Annotated in this window: 19 protein-coding genes and 1 tRNA gene; 14 read left to right on the top strand and 6 right to left on the bottom strand. The window is 41.9% G+C overall.

The features are described from left to right. Nucleotide 1: 1 nt before the first annotated feature. The 4 genes from ACIQ6T_RS08970 to mnmE are packed head-to-tail and all read left to right on the top strand — an operon-like array spanning nt 2 to nt 6,297. Complete coding sequence (locus tag ACIQ6T_RS08970; protein ID WP_395785585.1) at nt 2–1,711, top strand: GMC oxidoreductase; 1,710 nt, start codon at nt 2–4, stop codon at nt 1,709–1,711. Between the two features lie 4 nt (nt 1,712–1,715). Continuing rightward, entirely contained in the window at nt 1,716–4,613 is a 2,898-nt protein-coding gene (locus tag ACIQ6T_RS08965) for a PD-(D/E)XK nuclease family protein (protein ID WP_395785583.1), read from the top strand. 32 nt (nt 4,614–4,645) lie between these two features. Further along, nucleotides 4,646–4,930, top strand: a complete 285-nt coding sequence (locus ACIQ6T_RS08960; RefSeq protein WP_395785581.1) for an SCP2 sterol-binding domain-containing protein — start codon at nt 4,646–4,648, stop codon at nt 4,928–4,930. Beyond that, nucleotides 4,930–6,297 (top strand): tRNA uridine-5-carboxymethylaminomethyl(34) synthesis GTPase MnmE, encoded by a 1,368-nt coding sequence (mnmE, locus tag ACIQ6T_RS08955; protein ID WP_395785579.1) that lies wholly within the window; start codon nt 4,930–4,932, stop codon nt 6,295–6,297. Before ACIQ6T_RS08960 ends, mnmE begins: the two co-directional genes overlap by 1 nt. A gap of 73 nt (nt 6,298–6,370) precedes the next feature. Here the strand turns inward: mnmE and ACIQ6T_RS08950 are convergent, their stop codons facing one another. Together ACIQ6T_RS08950 and ACIQ6T_RS08945 are read right to left on the bottom strand one after the other, a co-directional pair. Continuing rightward, complete coding sequence (locus ACIQ6T_RS08950) at nt 6,371–7,768, bottom strand: M56 family metallopeptidase (protein WP_395785577.1); 1,398 nt, start codon at nt 7,766–7,768, stop codon at nt 6,371–6,373. Continuing rightward, nucleotides 7,761–8,129: a BlaI/MecI/CopY family transcriptional regulator gene (locus ACIQ6T_RS08945; RefSeq protein WP_395785575.1), complete on the bottom strand. Its 369-nt coding sequence runs from the start codon at nt 8,127–8,129 to the stop codon at nt 7,761–7,763. The genes ACIQ6T_RS08950 and ACIQ6T_RS08945 overlap by 8 nt, the downstream gene beginning before the upstream one ends. Nucleotides 8,130–8,276: 147 nt before the next feature. Between ACIQ6T_RS08945 and ACIQ6T_RS08940 the strand changes: the two genes are divergently transcribed. Then, entirely contained in the window at nt 8,277–8,957 is a 681-nt protein-coding gene (locus ACIQ6T_RS08940; RefSeq protein ID WP_395785573.1) for a spheroidene monooxygenase, read from the top strand. 159 nt (nt 8,958–9,116) lie between these two features. On the opposite strand, the gene ACIQ6T_RS08935 is transcribed toward ACIQ6T_RS08940, so the two are convergent. Next, nucleotides 9,117–9,458 (bottom strand): P-II family nitrogen regulator, encoded by a 342-nt coding sequence (locus ACIQ6T_RS08935; RefSeq protein WP_395785571.1) that lies wholly within the window; start codon nt 9,456–9,458, stop codon nt 9,117–9,119. A 5-nt stretch (nt 9,459–9,463) separates the two neighbouring features. Then, the gene (locus ACIQ6T_RS08930; protein ID WP_395785569.1) at nt 9,464–10,717 is read right to left on the bottom strand and encodes an ammonium transporter; all 1,254 of its coding nucleotides are present in this window, start codon (nt 10,715–10,717) and stop codon (nt 9,464–9,466) included. Between the two features lie 103 nt (nt 10,718–10,820). Between ACIQ6T_RS08930 and ACIQ6T_RS08925 the strand changes: the two genes are divergently transcribed. The 3 genes from ACIQ6T_RS08925 to ACIQ6T_RS08915 are packed head-to-tail and all read left to right on the top strand — an operon-like array spanning nt 10,821 to nt 14,133. After that, a complete protein-coding gene (locus tag ACIQ6T_RS08925) occupies nt 10,821–12,731 on the top strand; it encodes a beta-N-acetylhexosaminidase (protein WP_395785567.1) in 1,911 nt (636 codons plus the stop codon). Then, nucleotides 12,731–13,483: a prolyl oligopeptidase family serine peptidase gene (locus ACIQ6T_RS08920; RefSeq protein WP_395785565.1), complete on the top strand. Its 753-nt coding sequence runs from the start codon at nt 12,731–12,733 to the stop codon at nt 13,481–13,483. Before ACIQ6T_RS08925 ends, ACIQ6T_RS08920 begins: the two co-directional genes overlap by 1 nt. Continuing rightward, on the top strand, nt 13,480–14,133 hold the full coding sequence (locus ACIQ6T_RS08915) for a DNA/RNA non-specific endonuclease (protein ID WP_395785563.1): 654 nt from the start codon (nt 13,480–13,482) through the stop codon (nt 14,131–14,133). The genes ACIQ6T_RS08920 and ACIQ6T_RS08915 overlap by 4 nt, the downstream gene beginning before the upstream one ends. 119 nt (nt 14,134–14,252) lie before the next feature. Here ACIQ6T_RS08915 and ACIQ6T_RS08910 read toward each other — a convergent pair whose 3' ends face one another. Next, on the bottom strand, nt 14,253–16,124 hold the full coding sequence (locus tag ACIQ6T_RS08910; protein ID WP_395785561.1) for a glycoside hydrolase family 88 protein: 1,872 nt from the start codon (nt 16,122–16,124) through the stop codon (nt 14,253–14,255). Between the two features lies 1 nt (nt 16,125). Continuing rightward, a complete protein-coding gene (gene kduI, locus ACIQ6T_RS08905; RefSeq protein ID WP_395785559.1) occupies nt 16,126–16,956 on the bottom strand; it encodes a 5-dehydro-4-deoxy-D-glucuronate isomerase in 831 nt (276 codons plus the stop codon). 74 nt (nt 16,957–17,030) lie between these two features. Here kduI and ACIQ6T_RS08900 point away from each other — a divergent pair, with 74 nt between their 5' ends. The 6 genes from ACIQ6T_RS08900 to ACIQ6T_RS08875 form a co-directional block, all read left to right on the top strand. Further along, nucleotides 17,031–17,807, top strand: coding sequence for a hypothetical protein (locus tag ACIQ6T_RS08900; RefSeq protein ID WP_395785557.1), 777 nt, complete (start codon nt 17,031–17,033; stop codon nt 17,805–17,807). Continuing rightward, the gene (locus tag ACIQ6T_RS08895; RefSeq protein WP_395785555.1) at nt 17,797–18,540 is read left to right on the top strand and encodes a tRNA (adenosine(37)-N6)-dimethylallyltransferase; all 744 of its coding nucleotides are present in this window, start codon (nt 17,797–17,799) and stop codon (nt 18,538–18,540) included. The genes ACIQ6T_RS08900 and ACIQ6T_RS08895 overlap by 11 nt, the downstream gene beginning before the upstream one ends. Nucleotides 18,541–18,605: 65 nt before the next feature. Further along, a tRNA-Ser gene (locus tag ACIQ6T_RS08890) sits at nt 18,606–18,693 on the top strand. A gap of 58 nt (nt 18,694–18,751) precedes the next feature. After that, nucleotides 18,752–19,423, top strand: coding sequence for a 16S rRNA (cytidine(1402)-2'-O)-methyltransferase (gene rsmI / locus ACIQ6T_RS08885; RefSeq protein WP_395785553.1), 672 nt, complete (start codon nt 18,752–18,754; stop codon nt 19,421–19,423). After that, entirely contained in the window at nt 19,424–20,527 is a 1,104-nt protein-coding gene (locus ACIQ6T_RS08880) for a DUF4105 domain-containing protein (protein WP_395785551.1), read from the top strand. It begins immediately after the preceding gene. Then, the coding region (locus ACIQ6T_RS08875) for a carbohydrate binding family 9 domain-containing protein (protein WP_395785549.1) at nt 20,528–21,386 on the top strand (859 nt) is incomplete at its 3' end.

The raw sequence follows: 21,386 nt of genomic DNA, 5'->3' as shown, positions 1-21,386 counted from the left end.
AATGGAGATTTTAAAGCATGCTGAAAAGCGAACCTATGGTGCAATTGTCATTGGTTCAGGAGTAGCTGGTGGATGGGCTGCCAAAGAGTTTTGTGATAAAGGTATCAAAACGTTGGTATTGGAACGTGGTCGGAAAGTGACGCATAACGAAGACTACCCAACAACCTTGATGAGTCCATGGGAGTTTGAGCATCGGGGCCGATTAACCAACGAGGAGATTGCAGCCAACCCGGTTGTAAGTAAATGTTATGCGTTCAAGGAAGATGCGAAGCATTTTATGGTGAAGGATGCGGAGCATCCGTATGTACAAGACAAGCCATTTGACTGGATTCGTGGCTACCAAGTAGGAGGTAAATCTTTGCTTTGGGCTCGCCAAACACAACGTTGGTCTCAATTCGATTTTGAAGGTCCGGCACGGGATGGATTTGCAACGCCTTGGCCAATTGACTATAAAGATATTGATCCATGGTATTCGTATGTAGAATATTTTGCGGGTATTTCAGGAAATAAAGATGGTTTAGATTCCTTGCCAGATGGCGACTTTTTACCTCCTTACGAGTTGACATGTGTTGAAAAACACTTTCAAAAAGAAGTTAAAAGGATGTATCAAGACCGCCATGTAATTGTGGCGCGTTGTGCCCATTTGTCGGAGCCGAGGGAGATACATTACCAACAAGGTCGCGGTCGGTGCATGAGTCGGAATTTATGCCAACGCGGCTGTCCGTATGGCGGGTATTTTAGTTCGAATGCTTCTACGTTGCCATGGGCTGCGAAGACGGGAAATATGACTTTACGTCCGGATTCAATCGTTGATTCGGTTATTTATGATTCGAAAAAAGGGAAGGCGATTGGTGTTCGCGTGATCGATGCGCATACGAATGAGATGGTTGAATACTACGCGAAAGTGATTTTTGTAACAGCGGCAGCTCTAAATACCAATGCGATTTTATTGAATTCTAAGTCGGTTCGTTTTCCAGATGGTCTCGGAAATGACAGTGGGGTATTGGGTAAATATGTGGCATTTCACAATTACCGTGCATCTTTATCGGCCGAATTTGAGGGCTATGCAGATACAAAAACAGCGGGTTCTCGTCCTACATCTGGTTACATTCCACGTTTCCGTAATTTGTACAAGCAAGAGACAAACTTCTTGCGAGGCTATGCGGCGGGAATGAGTGCGGGTAGAGGAACGCATACTGATCGTGAATCTGTCGGTGAAAGCTTAAAGAACTCGTTATTGAATCCGAAGCTGAATACCAATTGGTATGCTGGATCGCACATGATGGGAGAAACGATTCCCAAAGAGACGAATAAAATAACCCTAGATCCTACGAAGAAAGATGCACATGGCTTGCCATTAATGCACATGGATGTTTCCTATGACGATAATGATGATAAAATGGTCAAGGATTTTATCGAGCAATTTACGGAGATGTATACCAAAGCTGGATTTACCAACATTCGTACCCGTGATTCAAAACAAGCGCCCGGATTAGATATTCATGAGATGGGTGGCGTGCGTATGGGCGCAGATCCGAAAACATCGATGTTGAATAAATGGAATCAAATGCATGCGGTAAAAAATGTGTTCGTAACAGATGGGGCATGTATGACTTCAACTTCGACGCAGAACCCTTCACTGACTTACATGGCGCTTACGGCACGTGCTGTTGATTATGCGGTAAAAGAAATGAAAAAAGGGAATTTGTAGGTTGATGAAGACATTTTTAAGGAAGACGGCTGAGCATTTGTGGGCGGAACATGGGATAGATGAGCTGCAAGATATTGCGGTGGTCATGCCCTCCCAGCGTGGTGTTTTATACCTTAAAAAAGAGTTAGCCTATTTAGGTGATCGGCCATTTTTGGCACCACATTTTCATACCATTGAGGAGTTTGCGTTGCAGATGACGCAGTCGGAATTAGTGGACCCAATTCAATTGCTACTTGAAGCATATTCATGTTTCAAGGAAGTGGATGCACAAGTAGATTTTGATCGATTTATTACGTGGGGCCAACTGATGTTGAAGGATTTTGATTCCATCGACATGTATTTAGTTGACCCACGCCAAATGTTTGCTTTCTTATCCGAGGTGAAAACCTTGGAACGCTGGGGTGAAACCTATGGGGAAAAGGATACGCAGAAGTACATTACAACGCATACGAAGGCCTATTTTAAGTTATACGATCATTTGTTGGAGGTATACGGCCGACTGCAAACGCGATTAACAGATTTAGGTTTGGCGTATCGTGGGATGGCCTATCGGGACTTAGTGAATCGCTTAGTCGCTGGTAGAGCATTAGCCAAATCCTATAAAAAAATCTATTTTATTGGTTTTAATGCCTTATCCAAATCGGAAGAGGAAATTATTCGCTTGTTGATTCGTCAAAATTTGGCAGAAACAATTTGGGATGCGGATGCCTATTACATTGAAAATAGATATCATCGGGCTGGTCATTGGCTTCGTGATTATGCCAAAGCTGAGTCTCCCAAGTTTTTATCACGTGGTCCGTTCAAATGGATGGGGCGCGATTTATTGGAGAATCCCAAGCGGGTTGAACTCATTGGAACCGCTAATCCGAGTGCTCAGGTATTCATTGCTTTGGATACGATTCGAAAATGGCAAGCAGAACATGGATCGGAGGAACAGGTGGCTTTGGTGTTAGCGGATGAGGGTTTGTTGGATCAAGTTTTGTTGTTTATTGGTGAATTTAAGGATCGCTTAAATATCACCATGGGTTATTCGCTGAAGAAAACGGCTATTTTTTCGTGGATGACCAAATGGTTTAAAATCAAAAAAATGCATGCTGATGGGCGTATTTCCATGGCGGCTTTTCAAGAATTTATTAGGCATCCATTGAGTCGACATGTACAAACGGATGTGATGAAAAAAGATTTTATCACATTCTGTGGCCAACATAAACTCTATGCATCCAGCACTGATTTAGCTACGTTAGTTGCCTCAGAACCTGTTTGGAAACGAATATTTCAAGAAGGTGATTTTAATGGTTTGTTGGCCGATTTTCTATTCATTGCCGATAAAATGTTGCGTTCCATTCCTGCCAAAGAGTGGGATGAAGATACGCAGGCGATTAGTCAGGTAATTTCCGTGCTGGAAACGATTCAAAAATCACTCTCAGGACATGACCCAATTTCCTTCAAGAGTGGTTCGTTATTATTGACGCAAATGGTCCAGCTGCAGAAATTGACTTTTGAGGGAGCTGAGAATCGCAGTTTACATGTCATGGGCTTGTTGGAAACACGAACCTTAGATTTTGATCGTGTGATCATTTTGTCGTTGAATGAGGGTAGTTTACCTGGAACTAGAAAGCGGGAAAGTTTAATTCCATTGGATATTGCCTCCATGTCGACGTTTGATTTACCTACGTTTACGCAGGCGGATGCGGTGGCGTCGTATCACTTTCACCGACTCCTTCAGCGGCCACGCGAAGTACATTTGCTCTATGTGATGCCATCTGAAAAATCGAGTGTCAAAGAAATGAGTCGGTTCATTAAGCAGCTTCAATTTGATTGGAAGTCTAAAAATCCTGCATTGGATTGGCATGAGCCGATGATTCAATTTAGTACATCAACCGCTGGAGAGGTTGTTGGCGACACCCGGATTGAAAAAACAGAAGATATCCTAAAGCAAGTTAAAGCGAATTTGGCTGGGCGCGGATTGTCGCCTTCAAGTATTGCCATGTTTTCGACCTGCAGTTTGAAGTATTATTACAGTCAGATATTGAATTTGCGCAAAGACCAGGAGGCAGAGGATGAGATGGGGGCGGATGTCTTTGGCACGTGGGTGCATAAGGTATTGGAAATCGTAGATGGGGAGATTTTAAATGAAGCGGATGGTTGGTATGATCAATCGAATGTATCAGAACGTTTGGCTAAACTGGATAAATATCTAGACGATGCCATGTTGAGCATTCAAGCGCGTGAGGGGGTATATGAGTTGGAAAAGGGCTTTAATTTTATTTTAAAGGAAGTTGCTAAGACAATTTTAGAACAATATTATTTGGCGGAAACAGCTTGGGCAGCGGAACGTGTTCAATTAATTGCCACAGAGAAGAAGTTTGAAACGCGTGTGTCTGTAGAATATGGTCAAGAGGATGTTGAAGTCAAATTAACGGGACGCGTGGACCGTTTGGACCGCGTGGGAAATACCTATCGGATTATCGATTACAAGACGGGGAAAGTCGAGAAGAAAGATTTAAAGGTTAGTGATTTGGGCTTGATGGATACGTTGACATCGGAGAATTTCAAAGCGAAGTTATTCCAATTGTGGTTTTATAAGTTTTTGTTTGCTGCTGAGTTGGGTAATCCATCGGAGCAGAATGTGGATATGTTTGCACGTATTTCAAAAGAGGGTCTTGAAATACAGCCAGGAATTATTTCTTTTCGAAATTTGGATGCTCACGTGTTACATGAGGAAAAGGGATTGTGGTTCGAGGAAGGTCAATCGTTGGCTTCATTTCAAACAGATTCAGTTGAGTTAATTCGCAGTTGGGTGCATCGAATTTTAGACCCATTAATTCCATTTGAAAAAACGAAAGATATTGCGAGTTGTCAATTTTGCGACTTCAAGGTAATTTGTCATCGGGAGATTTAAGTAGTAGTTTTGTGTTTTAAACTAATAAAAACATGACATTTCAAGAAATCAACGAGCGTATTACAGCTTTAGCTACTCAAAAGGGTGGTCAAGGCGTATCATTTAAATTTGCTTTTCCTTCAGGCATTATTGTAGTTAATTCGGACGGTACGGTAACGAATGAGAATGTAGACGCGGATTGCACTATTGCAACGACAGAAGAGAATTTTGCGGGATTATTGACCGGCGATTTGAATCCATTGATGGCTGTGATGACGGGTAAAGTGAAGATCTCCGGCGATATGTCGGTAGCGATGAAGCTTCAAAACCTACTTTAATGTTATTTCACGACACGATTGTGGCATTGGCGACACCCGCAGGGGTGGGGGCGATTGGGGTTATCCGTTTATCCGGGCCTGATTCGATTCCCCTCGTGAATGCTGTATTCAAGCCCAAAGACTTAACGAAACAGGCGTCTCATACGATTCATTATGGTCGGATTGAGGATGCTGGTCGGGTATATGACGAGGTGGTAGTGAGTTTATACATTGCCCCAAAGAGTTATACTAAAGAGGATGTGGTGGAGATATCGTGTCATGGTTCTCCGTTTATTCAGGAGAGTATTATTCAATTATTTGTGGAGAAAGGTGCGCGTTTAGCGCGGGCTGGGGAGTTTACCCAACGGGCTTTTATGCATGGTGCCTTTGATTTGGCGCAAGCAGAAGCGGTTGCGGATGTGATTGCGGCCGATTCAGCGGCGGCGCAAGCGGCGGCATTGCACCAGTTACGCGGTGGATTTTCGAATGAATTAGCGGCTTTACGTGAGCAGTTGATCCATTTTGCATCTTTGATTGAATTGGAATTGGACTTCGGTGAGGAGGATGTGGAATTTGCGGATCGTAAAGATCTGGAAGATTTGGTGAATCAATTGTTAGTAGCGATCCGACCGCTTGTTGACAGTTTCCGAGCTGGAAATGCCATTAAAAATGGTGTCGCCACAGTGATTGTGGGTAAACCAAACGCTGGGAAATCCACCCTATTAAATGCTTTGTTAAACGAGGAGCGTGCGATTGTTTCGGACATTGCAGGAACGACGCGGGATAGTTTGGAAGATTCGTGGGTATTGGGCGGAATAAAATTCCGTTTGATCGATACGGCAGGGTTGCGTGAAACCGAAGATGTGATTGAGGCGATGGGTGTGGAGCGAACGCAAGCATGGGTGAAGAAAGCGCAGGTTGTTATTTATATGGCGGATGCGACGACGGAAACGCCCGCATCGATTCAGGCTGGGGTAGAAGCTTTAGGGGATTTAGCTATTCCTATTATTCAGATATTGAATAAGAAAGATCAAGTAACCGCGGAATCATTACAAGCAATCGTACAAGAATTACCTTCGTTGATTTGCCTTTCGGCAAAAAATAAAGATGGCCTGGCCGACTTAGAGAAGGCTTTACTCGATGTGGTAGGCTTGGATCAAGTAAGTACGGGAGGAACTTTGGTGACTAATTTGCGTCATTACCAACATCTCTTACAAACGCAAGAAACATTAGAATCTGTACTTCGCGGATTGCGAACCGGATTGACAGGTGATTTGATTGCGCAAGACCTTCGCTATGCCTTACATGATTTAGGCGAGATTACGGGGCAGATATCGAATGATGACTTGTTGAAGAATATCTTTGGGAAGTTCTGTATAGGAAAGTAAGATTAGCTTGAACGATAAAACCCACCTGAAGTTCAAGTGGGTTTTATTCATTCATTAAACTAAAGTGTTATCCTTATTTTTTAGTTGTAATTTCAACTACACCGTTCGCGCCTTGATCAGCATATTTAGCTAGCGCTTTCGCACCCTTTAGTACATTGATGGATTCAATGGCATTTGGGTTTATTTTGTTCAAATCTAGATCTTTCATAATTGTACCATTCACAACAATGAGTGGTTTTATTTTGTCTGTTGGGACGGAAACAAATGAGACAGAATCTACTTTAATTTGCATCGGTTTTCCGCTCGGCCCACTTCCGTTTGCGACTCTTGTTGCCATGAATGTGGTACCATTTTTTTTGTTTTTAAATTCAAATGTATTGGAGTCTAGAGCAATTGCATCTACGAAAACTGCCAAATGTTGAATTCCTTTAGGTGGAGTTGGTGGTGTTGGGGCATTGGCTGGTGCTGGGGGAGGTGGCATATCTTTTGTAGCTACGGAAAACACTTTTTTACCTGATTTAGGGTCTGAAAATGTAGTCGAATCAGCACCCATGGTCACCATATAGGTTGCACCTTTTTGTTTCTTTGGCTTTTTTTCTTGGGCATTCACTTGAATGGAAAATAATGCCATGGCAGCAGCCAAAATCGGCAACACGGATACTTTTCTGAAGTAAACGTATTTGGGGTTTTTTGAGGTTGTTAGTAACATAATTCTACGTTTTAGAGATGAATAATAAAAAGAATGACTCGGGTTTAAAAATTCGTTTCCATAATGAGACTGCAGCATCATTTTGGCAAAAGTTTGTACATCGCCATGTTGAATGGCTTCGCGATCTGCGATAAATTCGTGAATGTTTTGAAGCTCTTTTTGGATTAGCCAGTGGAGAGGGTTGAACCAAGCAATGGATGCGGTTAGTTGGCAAAACAAGCGATCATAACTATGTTTTTGACGAATATGCGCTAATTCATGTTGGAATATTTTTTGCCCATGCTCACTCGATAAATCGATGGATTTTTTCCAAAAAAGTAGGTTGAGGAAAGAGAATGGTGCATTTTCCAAATCAGTTTCGATGATTTCAATACCATCTGACGATTTGACTTGATGCGTTCGTTTTATTTGGTAGATTTTAATGATGCCAAATGCCAGATAAGCTAGGAGCAGGGTAGAAATTCCTGCCGAAAAACGTAAGGCAATGAAATTCCAATCAGTTTGTTGGACTTCAGGAGTACGTTGGATTTCATTCAAATAAATCATCGTTTGACCTATGCCAGACACTTGATCTTCATTTACATGGAAAAAATCCAATTGGACGAAAGGGCCAACGAGCGAGATGAGTAAGGTGGCCAATAAATAAAATCGATTGTATTGATGTAGCAGTGTGTTTTTCAAGAACACCGTATAGTAGCCAAAGCAAATGCCGGATAGGGCAATCGATTTCAAGACATAGATGAAAATGGCAGAGCTAGTCATTTTGCTTTGATTTTAGTTGTTGGATTAAGGTTTCTAGGTCGTCAATGGACATTTGGTTTTTGTCCACTAAAAATGAAACGACGTTTGCATAAGATCCTTCGAAAAAGGAATCCGTAAGGCCGGCCATGCGTAAGCCTGAATATTCAGATTTACTGATTTTGGCGGAGTACAAATTGTTTCGATTTGGATTGGAGATTTGAACAAATTCCTTTTCAACAAGAATTTTTAATAACGTGGCTATGGTGTTCGAATGTGCTTTGGGTTCTGGTAATAATTCGATGATGTCTTTTAGAAAGCCACCATCAGGTAGGTTCCAAATAACTTGCATGATTTGTTCTTCTGCTTGCGTGAGTTTTTTCATGTGTTTTTCTTTTGCTTGGGACAAATGTATAACTAAAAATTTAGTTACAAAATATTTTCAACTAATTTTTTAGTTATAATTTTAAATTAGGTTTGAAATCGAATTTTAATCTACATTCCTTGTAAATTCGTTTGCTTAAATCTTTTTATGTCTGGTCAATTCATTACCATTCGTTTTATAGAGTTTAGCGGCTTTTCTGCCAGGCGTCATGCATTTGCAGAAATGGGTCGCTCGCTCGTTTCGGGATGGTCAGCGCCTGGACTTGTCTTTTCGAAGCATTTGGGAACAGGTGCAGGAAATGGTTTTTCGATTTGGCCTAATTTCGGTTTATATGCATGGTTGGGCGTTTGGGAGTCTCCTGAACATGCCAGTGAATTCTTTCAGCATGATGCGCGCTGGTTATCCTATTCGTCCCCTGCAAATCAAATATCGGGTTGGGATGCCATTCCATTCAAGGGAAAAGGGACTTGGAATTCCTTGCAGCCTTTTGATTTTTCAGCTCCTAATGAGGCTTGGGATGGACCTGTGGCCGTGATTACGCGCGCCAGTATTCGTTGGCATAAAGCCCTTTTATTCTGGTGGAACGTGCCTTCTGCGAGTAAGCATTTGGAAGGGAAAAAAGGTTTAACATATGCCAAAGGCGTAGGGGAGTTACCTTTATTCGAGCAAGCAACGTTTTCACTTTGGGAATCTGCGTCAAACTTAGATCAGTTTGCGTATCAGAGCAAAGAACATGCCCCGATGATCAAGAAGACTCGGCAGTATGATTGGTATAGCGAGGAGATGTTTGTGCGGATGAAGGTGGTGAAGCTAGTCAGTGGTCAGTAGTCAGTGGTCAGTAATCAGTAGTCAGTGGTCAGTATTCAGTAAAAATTAGTCCGAAATCAAACTTTTGATAGATTGACTCCGGACCATTTAATGACACTATCGCACTCAGTGAACTTAATACTAATTACTGACCACTGACTACTGATTACTGACCACTGATTACCTAATCGCCTCAACCCCTCTCGTCTTTGTTCTTATCCGAATCGCGTCTTGCACATCGTAGACGAAGATTTTGCCATCACCTACATTGCCCTCAGAGGCATTATCCAAGATGACATCAATACACTTTTCTAAGTTTTCATCGCTCACCACACAGATAATCATCACCTTAGGTAATAAAATCATCGACTTTTCAGTACCACGGTAAATTTCCGAATAGCCTTGTTGGAGCCCAGCCCCTCGAACCGGAACCACGGTCATACATGGAATATTTGCGTCAATTAAGCCCTTTTGAATGGCCTTTAATTTCGACGGCTTAACAATTGCTTCTATCTTTTTCATGGTTCTTATTCAAATGTTGTATACGATTCCACACCAAACTCTACCGCATCAATTCCCGCTGATTCTTCTTTATGACTCAATCGAATACCCATCGTCTTCTTCAAGGCCATGAATATCGCATACGTAGAGGTAAATGAGAATATCGAGATAACGGAAACTCCGATCAATTGCGTGATGAATTGTGCAGATTCTCCCGTGATAAATAATCCATTCTTTTGAGAGAATAAACCCACCGCAATGGTACCAAAGAAACCATTCACACCATGTACGGCAACAGCACCTACCGGATCGTCAACTTTCATTTTGTCCACAACTACCACCGCGATGTCCACAATTGTACCCGCAATAAAACCAATAATCAAGGCAGAATCCGCACTAACCACATTGCAACCAGCTGTAATGGCAACTAAACCTGCCAAAACCCCATTGATCACCATCGTAATATCCACTTTCTTATAGCGCATAAACGTGTAAAACATGGTCGCAACTCCTCCAGATGCAGACGCTAAGAAGGTGTTCGTTGCCACAGAACCAATTAAATCCCATTTGCCCACAGCTCCTAAAGTAGAGCCGGGATTAAATCCAAACCAACCAAACCACAGTATAAAGGCGCCCACGGCAGATAAGGTTAAATTATGACCCGGAATGGCATTGGGTGTTCCATCTTCATTGTATTTCCCTAAACGTGGTCCCAATACAATAGCTCCTGCCAAAGCGGCAAAACCACCCATCGAGTGAATAGCCGCCGATCCCGCAAAATCATTGAAGCCGCGTAAGGCCAACCATCCGTTTGGATTCCAAACCCAGTTGGCCGCCAACGGATATAAAAAGGCACTAAATATGACCACATAAACAGCATAGGACCACATTTTCATACGTTCAGCCACACCACCAGAAACGATGGAAATAGCTGCAACAGCGAATCCCATTTGGATGAACCAGAATAATGAGTTGGAGATCGTAAGACCTAATCCTAAATCACCCGACATGATTCCAATATCAAAGGCCCAATAGCCATTTGATTTTCCATAGGCGATTCCGAAGCCAACTAAATAGAAGGCGATACCTCCAAACATGATGTCAATCATGACTTTGGCGATAATACTTACGGCGTTTTTCGACCGGACAAATCCTGCCTCCAATAAGGCAAAACCTCCTTCCATTTGAAAAATTAGTGCTGCACACAGGGCAACCCAAACCGTATCAATAGCGTGTGATAATTCCACTTGCTGAGCAGCAAGGGTAGCAGATTCATTCATGGTTTTGTTCGTATATAATGCTTATTACCTGCAAAAATAAAAAACGATTTGGAATTTATGGCAATTAGCGTCAACTTTAATTTCTTAATTAAACCTATTCAACATGCTTAAAAAATTAACCTTATGGGGGATGACTTGTTTGTTTTCAACTAGTCTTTTGGCCCAAAATCCAGCCATTATTCCTGCTCCAACCCAAGCAACATTTAGTAAAGGAGCCTTCGCACTTGGAAATTCCCTCGTGCTTGCTGGGCCTAAATCCACTGAACTTACGACAATTTACGCGCATCTAACTTCGAAGTTGACGCAAGTCGCCGGTAAAAAAGTTCAATGGCTACCTGATCAAAGTTCCTCGGCCTCCATGGCCGCTATCCGATTTACCCTAAATTCAAAGCCAGATGCGGCGCTAGGAAATGAAGGCTATTCCTTGATTTCTGATGCGAAGGGCGTTCATATTCGGGCCAACAAGCCTGTTGGTATTTTTTATGGTATTCAAACATTAATTCAATTATTACCAAAGGAAATTGAATCAAAACAAGCTGTTGCAGGTGTTTCTTGGAAAGTTCCGTATGTGAACATCGTAGATGCACCCCGTTTTGCTTGGCGTGGCATGATGCTAGACGTTTCCCGTCATTTCTTCACAAAAGAGGAAGTGAAGCAATTTATTGATGAAATGGTCGCCTATAAATATAATGTGTTACACTGGCATTTAACAGACGATGAGGGCTGGCGTGTCGAGATTAAATCATTTCCCAATTTGACGAAAAAAGGGGCGTTTAATGTCAAAAAAGTTGGACACTTTACCGACTTTTCTAAGCCGCTTCCCAACGAACCACGCACATATGGAGGGTTTTATACGCAAGAAGAAATTAAGGAAATTGTTAAATATGGTCAAGATCGTTTCGTAAACATCATGCCAGAAATTGACGTTCCGGGTCACTCAATGGCTGCTGTAGCTTCGTATCCCGAGCTTTCTTGTACGCCTGATGCGGTCAATTATCAAGTTATCTCAGGTGAGCCGTTTATTGATTGGTCACATGGTCATCCAGAAGCTTTACAGGATAACACGCTTTGTCCGGCCAATGAAAAGGTCTATACCTTTTTAGATCAGGTGATGGGTGAGGTTTCATCCTTATTTCCATTTGAATACATCCACATGGGTGGTGATGAGTGCCCGAAGAACTATTGGGATAAAAATCCGCAGATTTTAGCCATGCGTAAAGAATTGGGTTTGAAAAACTCACAAGAAGTACAAGCTCATTTCGTTCGTCGATTAGAAAAAATCATCACTTCCAAAGGCAAGCGCATGATGGGTTGGGATGAAATTCTTGAAGGTGGTGGATTGCCCAAAAGTACCGCTGTCATGTCTTGGCGTGGTATGGATGGCGGAATTCAAGCGGCCAAAGATGGCCACGAAGTTATTATGACACCTAATAACCATGTGTACATTGACCTGATGCAAGGAGATAAGGCAATCGAGCCACCTGTATATAAAACGGTTCGGTTACGTGATTCCTATGCTTTTGAACCAGTTCCAGCAGGAGTCGATGCCAGATTAGTGAAAGGTGGGCAAGCAAATCTTTGGTCGGAGCAATTGTTTAATTACCGTCATTTGCAATACATGACCTATCCGCGCTCATTTGCCATTGCAGAGGCACTTTGGTCTGAACCTAAAAACCGTAATTGGGATAATTTTATTGGACGTGTTGAATCTCACATGGCACGTTTTGATGTAGCTCAAAAGAAATATGCGCCTAGTATGTACGAGCCTATTATTCAGGTAAGTCGGAATGCGCTGGGTGAATTGACGGTATTGCCATCGACCGAAATAAGCGGCCTAACGATTCATTATAGCTTTGATCATTCTTATCCTGATCAATTTTATCCAATGGTAAATGATGCAGTCGTTGTGCCTAAAGACGCTACGGTGATGAAAATTGTTACGTATAGAGGCAATAAAGCTATGGGAAGAACGATGGATTTGACAGTGGCTGACATGATTAAGCGCGCGAACTAATGTTGAAATATATCCTACTTTTTATTGCATTTTCGTTTGTAGCAAACGGGCAATTTGAAAAAAAGAGTTTTATGGGTGCAGATGGTAAAGCTTTACTTTATCAAATCCTGTATCCCAAAGACTATAAACCAGGCAAAAAATACCCATTATTAGTTATGCTGCATGGAGCAGGAGAACGTGGAGATGATAATGAGGCGCAAATGAAATACGGTAAAAATGTATTTTTGGACTCATTGAATCGCATTAATTTCCCTGCCATCGTTATTTTTCCGCAGTGTCCGAAAGATTCGTTTTGGTCCTCCGTTCAAATTAATCGGTCAACCGTCCCAACTACATTTGTTTTTGATTATACAGCGCCTATTAATTGGCCTTTACAAGCGGTCGTTGATTTGGTCAAATCAATTAAACATGACAAACGAAGAACGTATATCATGGGACTTTCTATGGGCGGTATGGGTACGATGGAAGCAATCTCGCGTAATCCCAAAATGTTTGCAGCTGCTTCACCCATTTGCGGTGGTGCGGATTTAAGCTATGTTTCAAAATATGCCAAACGCGTTCCGCTCTGGGTACATCATGGTGATGCCGATATTGTCGTCCCTGTACGTCATTCGCGTGAATTAGTGAAAGCGGTTCAAGACCAAGGCGTAGAAATTAAATATTCGGAGTATCCCAAAGTGAATCATAATTCATGGGATAATGCGTTCAAGCAACCTGATTTATTAAGTTGGATTTTCAGCCATCGTAAATGATTTTAAATCTTTTATTTATTCTCTTTTCGTATTTACCAGTCGGGGTCCCCAATATTTCGGGGGCCTCAACTGTTTCTACGACAAATTACTTAGCAGTCAAAAAAGGCTATGTCATGTCGTACAATGGGGCGGAAGGACGAGCGAATTGGGTCGGTTGGACTTTGAAGTCTTCAGATGTAGGACCTGTTGATCGGTCAAACCGATTTAGAGAGGATCTCGATTTGCCCCGTGGATTTAAGCGCGTAGATGATGATGATTACCGTGAGTCTGGTTATGATCGCGGGCATTTGTGTAATTCAGAAGATCGTACTTCCTCTGACGCATTAAATGAGGAAACATTCTTGATGTCCAATATGCTTCCTCAGACACCCGAACTGAATCGTGGACCGTTCAAATTTCTGGAAGCTTATTGCCGCAAATTAGTCTTGAAAAAGGGCCAATCCTTATTGATTTATTCGGGGGGTGTCGGAGCCAAGGGCCGGCTCGCTTCAGGTGTCCCTATTCCCATGTATGTTTGGAAAGCTGTTTATAGCCCCACAGAAGTGATTTATGTGCTGTTTCCGAACGAGCGTACCCTCTCAAAAAACTGGAATCAATATCGTGTCAGTAAAGACCGATTGGAAAAAATGACTGGATTTCAATTTCCTTAAAGCATACTTCTTGCTTGAGCTTTGGCAAAGCTTTAAGCTTTGCCAAAGCTAAGGGGAAGCCACGGTATTTAAATCAGCAAAACTGATAAAAGATAAAGCCCAGTCTCCCGGGCTTTATTTTATTTCAACATGTATTCGGCTAGTTTTTTAGCCGCTAAGAAATTCTCATATTCCAGCGGTGTTCTCCGGTTATTCGTATACTCATTATACAACCATGGATCTCCTAAGGCAAATACTTTCCCTTTGCCTACTTGAGCGACGGCCATGACCGGATAGCCTTGAAGTGTTGCTATTGACTTGGCAGTTCCCGATAATTTTAGGGTAGTGATTTCCTTGATGTAGACCTTTTTTATTGGGTCAAAAACGATATTACCCGGTTCGATTAACACCGTACCTTGTTCCCAATTACGCCCTTGTACAAAGTTTAAATTTGGTGCGACAAATTCAATACCGAAACGACGTGCCAAGATGTTGAATTGAGGTATTTCGCAATTCGTTGTATCATTAGCCAATAAAATTAAATTCCCACCTGCTTTTACCCAAGCCTCAATTTCATCTGCAGCTTTGGCATTCATGTAATTCGGTTTCGCTGTTTCTTTAGGGGAATCTGGATCTACGATAATGTACACAGATGCGCCTTTCAAGTTTTCACGGGTAGGTGAAACACCCAACGAATCTAAAGAGGCACCCAACTGCTCAAATTGAATTCCCCATAAATGGAAACCTGAATCTTTGCGATCTTCCCACGTATAGTGAAACCGTTGGCCATTTTTAGTCTCATGATTAAAGAAATAATCTAAAACCACTTTCTTGCCTTTGCCTACGCCAAGTTCTTTGGCAATTTCAATTTCTAATGACGCAAGGATGAATGGCCCAACTCCTTTTAGGTCGTCTTGCTTAAGTGGCTCACTTAAGTAGTATGCATACGATCCGTCTCGGTACGGTACACCGCCTAATCCACCAACGCTCACCGTTTTCTCTAAGTGAATATACCCTGCTGCATCTGTTGAGATGAAGTTTTTCACAGCTCCTACATACGCTTTTTCAGCGGCTGCTAAATAGGAAGCAGGCAAATATCCTTTGCGAGCCCCTTTGGCAAAAGCATAAATAAACATATTCGCTGCAGATGCTTCTAAATAATTTCCTTTACGCCCTGGAAAATTAGGTACTTGATACCAAAGGCCAGAGGTAGAATCTTGAATTTTAAGCAAAGCAGCAGATAATTCTTGCAATTGCTTGATTAAAATCTTGCGCCCAGGGTGATTCGCAGGCATATAATCCAATACATCCACTAAGGCCATTTCATACCATCCCATCGATCTTCCCCAGAAATTAGGCGAATGCCCCGTTTTTTTATCGGCCCAAGGTTGGACACGCGCTTGGTCATAGGCATGAATTAAAAGTCCTGTTTTAGCATCTAGCGCACCTTTATACATCAATTCAAATTGCTTGATAATGTCCGCCCAGTTATCTTCCCCGGTTATGGTGCCATATTCGGCATAGAAGGGCTCCAACATGTATAATCCGTCCAACCACATTTGATTTGGATAGCGTTGCTTATGCCAAAATCCGCCGTCTGAATCGCGCGGTTGAGCTGTGATTTGTGCACGTAGTTTGTCGGCCGCTTTCTTATAACGGACATCCCCTAATTCTTGATATAAATACAGCAGCATGCGCCCTGTCGTAATATTGTCCGAATTAAATTCATTGAAATGGTAGGTGCGAATGTTCCCTAGTTCATCAACAAAGCTGTCGATGTTCTTCTTGATGTAGTTGAAATATTTGGCATCTCCCGTGCGCTGGTACATTTTTTCCAAAGCTTTCAACAAAAGCCCTTGCTCGTAATCCCATCCGGCAGGTTTGCCCAATTTGACGGTAATTGAATCGGGATGGGTGTGCATGATGCTGGCCGACATGCGTTCGGAATAGTTTTGGCCATGTAAAACAAATCCCCCTATCAGCAGGAGGATTGAGAAAATTGATTTTTTCATATTAACGTAAGTCAGAAATTTCAGCAAAATCCATGTCGGTGTAATCCTTGTTTTCACCAGCCATGCCCCAGATAAAGGAATAATTTTTTGTTCCAGCGCCACTATGAATTGACCAAGGAGGAGAAATGATAGCTTGGTGATTATGTACCCACATGTGTTTCGTTTCTGTGGTTTCTCCCATCAAATGCAAAACTGCATGCCCAGGTGTTACATCAAAGTATAAATAAGCTTCCATTCGTCGGTCATGTACGTGTGCCGGCATTGTATTCCAAATAGAACCTGGTTCAAGGATTGTCAAGCCCATGACGAGTTGGCAAGATTGAATCCCCTCATTGTGAATGTATTTGTAGATTGTTCGGTGATTAGAGGTTTCTAAGGTTCCCAGGACAACCGTTTGTACTTGTTCTTTATCGAGTTTGGCACATGGATAATTTGCGTGGGCAGGAGAAGAAAGTAGGTAAAATAAGGCTGGATTTTCACTGGAATCAGAGCTAAAACTCACTTCTTTAGTTCCTCTACCCACATACACAGCTCCTAATTTATCAACGCTAAACGCCACACCGTCTGCTGTAATGGTACCTTTGCCGCCCACATTGATGATACCCAATTCGCGTCGCTCCAAGAAATATGTAGCGCGGAGTTTCTCCGGATTAGGTAAATGCAAGGTTTTGGCGACTGGCATGGCTCCGCCGATAATCATGCGGTCATATATTGAATACGTCAAATTTATTTGATCAGCGGAAAATATACGCTCAATCAAAAAGTTATCCCGTAATTCTTGATTTGTAAAAGTTGATACTTCTTTTCTACTCGCCTCAAATCTGTAATCCATAATGATATTAGTTTTTTATTTCAAAGCTAAATTACGTTCTTTTCTACTGTATCTTTAGGACTTATTCTGTCAAAATGTTTCAGGAAGAGTTAAATAAAAACATTCATCTACTCGGCTTTAGGCGTGTCGGATCTGAATTAGATCACTGGATACATGCGGATGTAGGCATTGAAATCTATGCGAATTACGTTGGGATGGAAGTACGATTGCCAATGAATAATCATTCTGGTGCCATAGAAATTTGGGAAGATATATGGACGACTCGGCATCCACAAGTGATGCAATTTTTGACAGGATTAACCAAGCCATTAAAATCGGTTTTTGCTCGAGATACCCGCATTGTACCTATTTCTGCTGAGGCTGCGCGCAATTTTTTGGATGCCAATCACCTCATGGGATTTTCTAAAGGAGCACTTTATGTAGGTTGTGTGGTGCCACCGCACCGACAATTCCGTGGTATTGGAAGCGAATTTTCTTGGGAGGGAAATCCATTAGTTGGCGTGGCTGTTTTTGGAAAACCCATGGTCATGAAGGAGGCAGGTATGGAAGGGGAGTTATCAGGTGAGTTAATCAAATTAGCCACCTTGTCGTCCATTCGTTTAGTTGGTGGTATTACCAAATTTCTGGACGCTTATCGTGCGATTCATCCAGTACAAAATGTGATGACGTATATTGATTTGGATTGGAGTTCGGGAAAGGGATTTTTGAGCATTGGATTTAAAGTGATTGAAAAGACTCCACCTTTGTTATTCAAATTAGTTGATGGTAAACGGGTTGCTGTTACGCAATTTGCGGATGCGGAAGTTTGGACGAAAGGGAATTTAAAATTGAGAAATTATTATGCCAACTAGCCTATTGGTTTTATTGGGGCCAACCGCGAGTGGCAAGACGGCATTGGCGGTTGACCTAGCTAAACGCTTAGATGGTGAAATAATCTCAGCTGATTCGCGGCAAATATACAAAGGCCTGGATATTGGTACAGGGAAAGATCTACTTGAGTACGGTGATGTACCTTATCACTTGATTGATCATCATACATTGGGAGATCATTATTCGGTAGCTCATTTTCAGAAAGAGGCCATCGATGCGATACAAGAGGTACTCAGACGTGGAAAACAGCCTATTTTGTGCGGTGGGACGGGTTTGTATATCGAGGCTTTATTGGCCAATTATTCCTTTTCACATGTTCCTCATTTTTTAGAGGAGCCTATTTTATTCGATTTTCCTTACCGTGTTTTTGGTTTGAATCCGGAATTAGGTATTCGTCGTGAGCGAATTTCTTCTCGATTCCAAGCTCGACTAGCAGCGGGTTTAATTGAGGAAGTGGAAGGATTATTAGCTCAAGGCGCAGCGGAAGCAGATTTTATACGCTTGGGATTGGAGTATAAATGGATTGTCCAGTATTTACGTGGGGAAATATCGCGTGAACGTTTTGAAGAAGGATTAGAGGTGGCCATTCATCAGTTTGCGAAGCGGCAGATGACCTATTTTCGCAAGATGGGAAAGGCTGGTATTTTAATTTCGTGGATTCCGGAGAGTCTTGATTTTCAGGGTAAAAGTGATTTTGTCTTAAAAAATATCTAAAATTATCAGTTCACGTATTGCAAAATGTACAAAAAGACCTTACTTTTGCATTCTCATTACGAGACAGAGAGTTGGCAGAGTGGTCGATTGCGGCAGTCTTGAAAACTGTTGACTGTTACAGGTCCGGGGGTTCGAATCCCTCACTCTCTACCAAAAGCGAAGCGCAAGTTTCGCTTTTTTTGTTTCTATCAATTTTGGCTAAATTTCGAGTATGAAATTATATTTGGTCCCTACGCCTATCGGCAATTTGGAAGATATTACTTTACGGGCGATTCGTGTTCTTAGTGAAGTGGACGCGATATTGGCAGAAGATACACGGACATCGGGGACTTTGTTAAAGCATTTAAATATCTCCAAACCTCTTTATGCCCATCATGCGCACAACGAGCATGCCGGTGTGGCGGGCATTGTTAAACTAATTAAAGAGGGTAAATCATTAGCGTTGATTTCAGACGCAGGTACTCCCGGCATATCAGATCCTGGATTTTTATTGGTGAAAGCCTGCGTAGAACAGGGTATCGAAGTGGAGACGCTACCGGGATCTACGGCCCTAATTCCAGCCTTAGTCAATTCAGGATTTCCGATAGATCGTTTTGTATTTGAAGGGTTTTTGCCGCATAAAAAAGGCCGACAAACCCGTTGGAAGGCCATCGCGGAAGAGGAGCGGACAACGGTTTTGTATGAATCTCCACATCGTTTAGTGAAGGCATTGGAACAAATGGTCGAATTTGTAGGAGCTGATCGGCCAGTGATGGTGGCTCGCGAATTAAGTAAAATGCATGAGCAAATGGTCCGTGGTACAGCAGCCGAGGTATTGGCTTATTTTAGTGCCCATCCAGATAAAGTACGTGGTGAAATTGTGATTGTTATTTCAGGAAAATAAATGAAAAAGTTTCTATTTTTTTTACTGATTTCTATCGCTGCTAAAGCTCAGTTGAGTTCTAAAGCGGAAGTGGTTTTAGTTACTGTGGCACCTGGAAATGAATTGCATTCGGCTTTTGGTCATACGATTTTATGGATTAACGATCCAAGTAACGGGATTGATCGAGCCTATAGTTATGGAACATTTAATTTCAACACAGAGAATTTCTATCTGAAATTTTTGATGGGTACATTGCCCTATACCATTTCGGTGCATTCCATGCAGGACGAGTTTAATTACAATATACAGTATGAAAAGAGGGGGATGATTGCTCAAAAGCTTGAGCTTGATTCGCTACAGAAAAATGCCATTCTTAAAGATTTAGAAACGAATTTATTGCCGGAGAACAGGGAGTATGCTTATAAATTCTTCTATGATAATTGTTCCACGCGGATACGGGATATGATTGAAAAAAATGCCCCTGGAAAATACCGCTGGACGCAAAATCCTACGCTCGAGGGAAAATCATATCGAGATTGGATGAACAAGTACTTAGCTCCTAATTCTTGGGTGACTTTGGGTATGAATCTAGCCTTAGGTGTTCCTTCCAATGTTACAGCAACAGCCTATCAGTCTTGTTATTTACCAGATAATTTATCCTCGGCTACGAATTTGTCCAAAGGATTGTCTGCTAATCCGGTGAGTTTATTTGATGCGGAAGCTGCAGGGACTAAAAGTTTTGATTTCATAGGTCCCTACCTGATATTGGGTTTGCTAACTTTACTTGTTGGCTTTTTATCATACAAAAATTCTTTTCCTTTTGCCGCGGATGTAGCTTTATTTACTGTTTTTGGCTTATTAGCCTGGTTCATATTTTTCTTAGGCACTGCGACCAATCATGAAGTGATGGCTTACAATCCAGCTTCGCTCATGTTGTTCCCTTTGAATTTTCCACTCGTGATTTGGTTTGTGCAGAATCCAGTCAAGTGGAAGTTTTACATTCATATGGTTACGGTTTTTAGTCTACTAGGAATCGTCTGGTGCGGTTTTCAGTTTTGGCCTATGTTGTTAGTCGGATTGCCTATTTTTTTCCGTTTGTGTAGCTTATCCTTCATCAAAAAATAAATGCGTTATCTTTTTCTTCTCATATCTTTTTGTGGTTTTTCACAGGAGGTTTTTAAGCCGCTAAATCCACAGAAAGAATTTCAGCCATTAAAAATTGAAAGCAGTTTAAAAGCGGATGGGCTTTTGGATGAAACTGAGTGGCAAAACGCGCCATCTGTAAATCTGGATTTTCAAGTGGAGCCTTTTCAAGGGCTCAAGGCTTCGTTTAATTCAACGGTGAAAATGCTTTATAATCACCAATTTCTTTATGTAGCTGCTATCCTAAAAGACACTGTTGGCAAAAATGCATTTCGCGCGCCTAATTTAAAACGTGATTATACCTTTACTGAGAACGACTTATTCGGTATTGCAATCGATGGGTTTAATGATAAACGGAATGCGCTTGTTTTACAATCGAATGCCTATGGAGCGCAACGAGATCTATTGGCTTTTGATGATCGAGCTTTTGATATTGATTGGGATGGATTGTACCGTGTCAGAACCCAACGTAGTGATTCATCTTGGGTGGCAGAATTTGCCATTCCTTGGCAGACCCTGCGTTACCCCAAAACAGATGGAAATAAGGCACAAGATTGGGGTATTAATTTCTTTCGGGTAAGAAGATCGAGCAATGAATTAAGTGTTTGGTCGCCGCATCCGCGTTCGATGAGTCCATTGCGCATGGATTATGCGGGAAAATTAACGGGGATTATTCCTCCACCACCCACGTCAACGAATATTCGATTTAATCCTTATTTACTACAAGTGTCAACTAAATCGGAAGGAACTGAAATAGGGAATGCGCGTAATGCCGACTTAAAATTAGGTGGAGAGATTAAATGGGCCATAAGTCCTACAACTGTCATGGATATTACCTTTA

Origin of the sequence: Aquirufa sp., from assembly GCF_044377215.1 — a bacterium.
Lineage (GTDB): Bacteria > Bacteroidota > Bacteroidia > Cytophagales > Spirosomataceae > Aquirufa.
The sequence above is the reverse complement of the archived record's forward strand: the minus strand, read 5'-3'. Positions and strand labels throughout refer to the sequence as shown.